The 6700-nt window shown below is 62.9% G+C and carries 2 protein-coding genes and 1 pseudogene; 1 reads left to right on the top strand and 2 read right to left on the bottom strand.

Going from position 1 to position 6700, the window contains the following annotated elements; all coding sequences use genetic code 11:
* Window positions 1-1777: 1777 nt before the first annotated feature.
* Window positions 1778-2086 carry a hypothetical protein gene (locus LQV16_RS22540; RefSeq protein ID WP_229996072.1) on the bottom strand — a complete coding sequence of 103 codons (309 nt, stop codon included), beginning with the start codon at window positions 2084-2086 and terminating at the stop codon, window positions 1778-1780.
* Between the two features lie 30 nt (window positions 2087-2116).
* Window positions 2117-4993 (bottom strand): hypothetical protein, encoded by a 2877-nt coding sequence (locus LQV16_RS22535; protein WP_229996071.1) that lies wholly within the window; start codon window positions 4991-4993, stop codon window positions 2117-2119.
* A gap of 242 nt (window positions 4994-5235) precedes the next feature.
* Here LQV16_RS22535 and LQV16_RS22530 point away from each other — a divergent pair.
* Window positions 5236-5997, top strand: a pseudogene (locus LQV16_RS22530) (sugar phosphate isomerase/epimerase family protein); the annotation flags it as partial.
* Window positions 5998-6700: the final 703 nt, after the last annotated feature.

Below are 6700 nucleotides of genomic sequence, written 5' to 3'. Positions count from 1 at the left end.
GCATTGCCCTACCCCGTGACCCGGCCCCTTGGGCATTCAGCACTTCCGACGCCGGGAATCCCCTACGACGGCGATCGGGTCCTTTGCTGTCGGCGAGTCGCTCCGGCCAACCCAACGCAGCTGAAGTCGTTGTCTGCTGATACGCCAAGGAGATCGAGTACGGCGATGGAAGAACGCCCCGGTCCCGCACACCGCCGCTGCCGTCGACGACACTGCCACAGTACCCGCAGTCCATGGCCACCTCCCGACCATGGCATCTGTACCGGCGGCCCGGTCACGGCCACGCACAAAAAAGACGTGAGAGCCAGCCGGAAGTCATGTCACACAGACCTCGTGACTGCATGAAAGTCGTGACAGCAGAAACAGGCACGGAGGGAGCCACCCACAGCAACGGCATCACCTGAACCCGCGTGTGGACACACTGTACACACCATCTTTGGCCGGACAAACAGCCGCCAGATTCTCCCCCAGGCTCCAAGAAGCAGCGAGTCGAGGCCAAGAATCTGAAAAGAATTTCGCGCAGGTCATGTCATCACCACAACCCCAGGACATGAATAGGTACAAGACCAACCACGGCCACCACGAGCAGCCAGAAGGGAGACCCGGATGACCCCACTTCCCGGCAGGCGGAGGGCCCGCCAGCCAGGACCCTGAACCCGCCACCCACATAACTTCAGAGGCCACCGCGGCGGCCAGGCAACCGGCCGCGGCAAGCGTCAGAGGGACCCGAGCAGGGTCAATGTCCACACGTTAAAGCAAAGACCCCCTCTGACGAGGGGGAATGCTGTGCCCGAGGTGGGACTCGAACTGCATTCCCTCCCCCGCAGACACTGGGCTCCCCCGGAAACATACGGAATCCGGCCCGGTCCGACCCACATACGACCCGGTCCGAAGCCCAAAGTGTGTACTTTGTACACACTTCCTTTTTGCTTCAAGGGGGCGCCTTATGCCGGCCCGACACACATTTTCGTATGGGTCGACGGCTGCCCTTTACAACGAATAGCCGTGGCGTCGCGTTGCTCACGAGGCAAACTTGAGCAAATCTTGAACAAACGTAGGACTGATTCCTGAATTCTGTCCAGAAGGATGACCGATAAGCTCGTCGGCGTGGCGGTTGCTGCGGTCAGCCCGTCACGGGCGAACGGGCACGGGGCTGCGTGGGAGGCTCTGATCCGTCATGAGGGGCAGATCCACTCTTGGATCAGCGGCACCGGTGCCGGTAAGGCCGGTAAGGCGCCGACGCTGGTGAACGTCCATGAGCTGCTGGCCCGGAATGGCTGCCAGGTCCCGTACCGGACATTGCACCGGTTCGCGGCCGCGCGTTGCGGCTACCGGGCAATGATGGTGCGCCGGGGGTGGCGACCTGCCCCGTCATCGAGCTCGACATAAGAGGCCCGGTCCTAGCCAGCCAAATCCTGCAGCCCTGAGGGGTTTCCGGACGTATCTATGGATGGTGTCGGGTTTTGGAACGCTTTCCGCAGGGTCTGGGCGGCCTCATCAGCGCTCGAGTGCGGCTTCCACGACTTGACGACCAGCAACGCCACGTTCGATAGCACCGCCAAAAGAGGATGAACGTGTAGGACTGAACGTCCGCTGCGCCGCCGATGCCGCCGATCAGTAGCCAGCTACAGCCTGCCATGAGAACAGCCCTGAGCGCTATCGACCAGCCGGAGGTGTCGATAGGTGCCGGGCGCTGCCACGCACCCTACGAGTCTTGCTTCGGCCCTGCCAGCCGGACTGTCTTTTCGCCAATGGACCATCGAGTCTAACCCATAAGTCATGTCCTGCCGAAGCCCTGCGTCGTAGGCTGGTCGTACTGTGCGCCCATCCAGTTCGAGGTCTTCTTCGGGCCCTCGAGAAAGAGCGCCGCGATGAGGTACCCGAAGAAACCGACTGCCAGCCCGATGGCATACAGACCGAACAGCCCGGAGGCGTCGAACAGGGTTGTGACGGCAGCGCCACCGACCGCGCCGATCACCGTCGCGATGTCCGAAATTCCGGTGGATGCGCCGTTGCGTCTCAGTGTGCGATAAGTAATCCATCCGATGACGATTCCGAACAGCACCGCGCCAATCTCTTCGAACATTAGATGTCCTTTCTCAATCGATAGGCGTCATTAGGGGGCTAGGTGCAGCTTCGCCAGACAGTACGGGGTGTAGGCGAGGCCCAAAAGATTGAGCCGGGCAAGCAGCCCGAGGCGGACCTCCCGGATCACCTGACCGACCTCGCGGCCCTCAAGGAACCCGGCCATGAACTCGGAACCGACGTAGTCTCCCAGGGTCTCGGGGATCGAAATCTCGGTCCCGATGACGCCGCCCGCCATCGACTCGGCGAACTCCTTGTTGAAGCTCGTCAGGTCGTCCGGAGACAGGCCTACCGTCTCGCACCCGTTCACGACAATCAGCGGATGCGTTTGCGGCCACTGCACGCCGAGCGAGTAGAGGTTGTTAGGGCGGAAGAGCTCTCCGGAATTGTCGAACTGGAACCAAGGCTCACCGTACTTGGAGCCACCGTGGCAATAGAAGTAGACGACCGTCAGGTCGCCTCGCCGCAGTCCTTGCCCGACCCTCAGAACCTCCGACTCGGTCTGCGGCGGCGGAGCGGCCGGCAGCAGGGACCGGATGTGCGCGACGTGGGACCGGGACTTCGTCAGCTGCGGACTGTAGCCGATCAGTACGCTTAGGGACGCGGCCGGAATCTTGTCCACCGCGTCCAGTTCACGCGTGCCGATCACCGCGTCTTCAACGTCCTTCGAAGCTGGCAGCGTCCCGAGTGGCTGCTCAATGACGTGCCGGAAGCCCCAGAATCCGGACGGGCAAACCACATTTACGTCCTCCCGAAACTGGCACCCCTCTGAGAAGCACCGGCCGCCCGCCAGGTTCCCGCCTGCCGGGAGTAGCTCAAGTGAGTCGAGAAAGTCGGGGCACAGCTTGTTGGACGGGCTGAAAACGAGGCGGTGGTCGTAAACCAGTGCCCAGGGGAATACCCGCTTCGCGGACTTCATATTTGCCCCCTGGATTCTAGCGGGCACGGCCAGCGCCTGCCGAAGGAGTGCGTCGAGCTGGCGTTCCTTGCCGAGAAGTGCCAGATAAAGGTTGAGCCCGTAGTTTGCGAGGGTGGCGACCTGCCCAACGAAACTGCCCATGGAACCCCGGTTGTCGTTCTCGAAGTTGTACGGCTCGCCCTTGCTTGGATCACCGCAGATCCATTGCAGATTGCCGCGGGCCTGTTCGACCGCGCCGTTCGACTCGAGCTCGCCAATTTCGTACGTATGATGAAACGTCGTGCCCTTCACCAGGAGGACGTGGGATCCGGTCAGCGTTTCGTTCGCCATGATGCTGACCGTCTGCTCCGTGTACTTGTCCAAGTCCTTCAGCGACCCGCTGAGCGCCCATTCCACTTCACCTGTGACGGCGCCGTCGATGGGCTCGTCTCTGTCGCTTATCACCGTAGTGAGCAGCAGCGATTGGAGCAGGTTGTTCCGGTGGTAGACGCCAACCCGGATCCTTGAAGTCCCCCCTACCGCAGGCGCAGTGAGCTCGAAGGCGAGCGGCTCGGAAGCGGCCGGCGGCTGCGGAAGAAGTAGCGTTCCGACGTCATCGGCGATCCGGAAATCTAGGCTGGAGACGATCACCTGGAGTGGGACGGCGCCTGCGCGAAAGAACTGTGTCAGCTCGCCGTCGGGCACGGCGGCGGGCCGGGGTATTACGCTCAACGCCGATATAGGGCCGATCATCACCTGGAGCATGCAGGTCTCGCCGGGTCTGAGCGCTCTGCCGCGAGGAAACACATCGCCGTTGCGGGATGTCAGCCAGGTGTTCACCACGCGTTGCGCGACCAGGCGCAGATCGCGGTTGTCGCTGATCCGTCCGAGCCGCGCCGACGCGTCCGACATCGGGTCGATGCCGCCGCTCTCGTGTAGGAAGTCCAAGGCGGTCAGCTCTAGGCTGTGGATCGTGTCGGATGACCGTCGCAGACGGTCTTCGACGTTTCGGGTCCAAGGCGTTCCCGAGGGAAAGTTTTGCAGGTCCGCGATTGCCTCTGTAGTTCGCCGCTGTTCAGCTTCGACGCGCAAAAGCAGCGCTCGAGCCGCGTTTTTTAGATCGAGGGCGCTCTCTCCCGATCGGGGGAGCATAAGGCTGGGCGTCTGACCGCGCCTGCTCCGGAGGAACGCGACGTGCAGCTCCGTGCTGTGGGTCAGTTCGTAGTAGAACTTGTTTACGTCGAACTCCCACGGGCTCGTCACGATTACCGCCGGCCCGCTGCCTCCCATTGCAGCGTGCCCGACTTGAAGCCCTCGCCGTAGATTGGACGAATTGTCCTCGAGGAGGACCAGCCTCGTCGCGGACCCTTTCTCCATGAGCAGGCTCCCGAGTTCGTCATGAGGAAGCGCCTCGAGGAGGTCCGTCAGCGGGTCGCTGTCCGCGGCCTCGACGGACCGAAGGTGCACGATGTCGAAATGGGAACGCAGCAGCTCACGCAGCCGGGATGACGTCACACGAGTGGCGTGGGTCACCCGGAAGTGCTTGAGCGCGTGGGGAAGTGAGGCAAATTCCGGTTCCGGATTATAACCCAAATCCGCCACCAGAACGTCGACGGGCATCGGAAGCGGACTCAGGGCGTATTTGGAAAGCTGCCGAGAGTAGCGGATGACTCCCTCAGAGCGCCCACTGAATGGCGGAGTCGTCAGGATCGTCTCCCATGGGGCGGACCGGAGCGTAGCCACCCCGAGTTCAAGGAGGATTGGGGAGGCGAACGTGTGGGTGATCCGGAGGAGACCTTCAGCAGTGTGCAACCCACTGAAGTCGAATGCTGGCTGATCGCGCAGGCCATTGTCAGATCTTGGTCGCCAAAGCTCGACGATCTCATCGATCGTCTCCCCCGTCGAGCGGCCCGTACCCGCGGTAGGAGCGGTTGTCCGGATGCTGAACGCACCGTCCCAGCCAGTGACTGCGGATATCTCCACGAGGATCGTTTGGTCTTCAGTGAGCACGCGATCCTCCCCCTCGTTGACTTGTATAATGCCCCCCAGTGCGGGGCCGGTCAAGACCTCGACGAGATCACACCCTCTGCACTAATCCTCAGCTACCTGTCGGTTCCGACAGCCGTCGGCGTTCTCTTCGCGGACCCCTTGCTGGAAACTGCCATCGGCATTTTCATTGCCGCCGGGGTTCCTGGTCATTCCACACAATTTCCATCGGCGCCAAACGCACGCCCACAAGGCAGTTACCGGGCTGCGATGACCCGATCGACTTCCGGCACGAGGCGATCGTCGGGGCCAAGGTGTGGGGCGACGGCGACCCCGGGGGCGTCCGCACCCGGGCCGCGGAGGAAATGCAGCACACCGCCCGGCTCGCCAAGGCCCTGGGCGTGGACACCGTGGTCGGGTTCACCGGATCCTCCATCTGGCAGTACGTCGCGATGTTCCCCCCGGTCCCGGCGAAGGTGATCGAGGCCGGCTACCAGGACTTCGCAGACCGCTGGAACCCCATCCTGGACGTCTTCGACGAATGCGGGGTCCGCTTCGCCCACGAGGTCCACCCCTCCGAGATCGCCTACGACTACTGGACCACCGTCCGCACCCTCGAGGCCATCGGGCACCGCGAGGCCTTTGGCCTGAACTGGGACCCCTCCCACTTCATGTGGCAGGGCATCGACCCGGTTTCCTTCATCTGGGACTTCAAGGACCGGATCTACCACGTGGACTGCAAGGACACCAAGCTCCGGCCCACCGGCCGGAACACCGTGATGGGCTCGCACCTGCCCTGGGGCGACCCGCGCCGCGGCTGGGACTTCGTCTCGGCCGGCCGCGGAGACGTGCCCTGGGAATCGTCCTTCCGCGCCCTCACCGCGATCGGCTACGACGGCCCCATCTCGGTCGAGTGGGAGGACGCCGGCATGGACCGGCTCCACGGCGCCCCCGAAGCCCTCGCCGCGCTCAAAAAGTTCGACTTCCCGGCGTCCAACACCTCCTTCGACGCCGCCTTCAAGCAGTAAGGGCAGCGGTGACTCATGGCTGGTCCCCCCGAAAATCCAGAAGGCGGCCAGCCTGACACCAAAGGACCCGAGAACCACACTGAAAGTCATGTCATGCAGGACTCGTGGCTGCATGAACCCGTGTCAACAGAAATGGGTAGAGAGAGGGGCGCCGAAGGGCCACGGCATCACACCCCCGCCCTCTCCTCGGGCCGCCGGTAAACAAGGCGTCCGGAGAAAAATCTTCAAGAAATTCGCCTCAGGTCATGTCGTCCGCAGGAGCCCGCGGCATGAACAGGTGCAAGACCAACCACGCCCACACGACCAAGTCACAAAGGAGACCCGGATGACCCCAGATCCCGGCAGGCGGAGGGCCCACCAGCCAGGGCCCTGACCCCGCCACCCACACAACCGAACAGGTCGCAGCGGCGGCCAGGCCACAGGCCGCGACAAGCGTCAGAGGGACCCAACCAGGGTCAATGTACACACGTTAAAGCAAAAACCCCTCTGACGAGGGGGAATGCTGTGCCCGAGGTGGGACTCGAACCGTATTCCCTCCCCCGCAAACACTGGACTCCCCCGGAAACATGCGGAATCCCCTGTGTGTCAGGCTGTTGTGTGACAGGTTTTCTGTTGCTGGAGCCGGTGCTCAGAGCGGGGGAAGGTCCATCATGGACTTCGTTATGCCTGTTCGTGTTTCGAACCGGAAGCACTTCACTACCGA

Origin of the sequence: Arthrobacter sp. Bi26 (assembly GCF_918697925.1) — a bacterium.
Taxonomy (GTDB): Bacteria; Actinomycetota; Actinomycetes; order Actinomycetales; family Micrococcaceae; genus Arthrobacter.
Note: the sequence above shows the minus strand (reverse complement) of the source record. Positions and strands in the feature narration are given on the sequence as shown.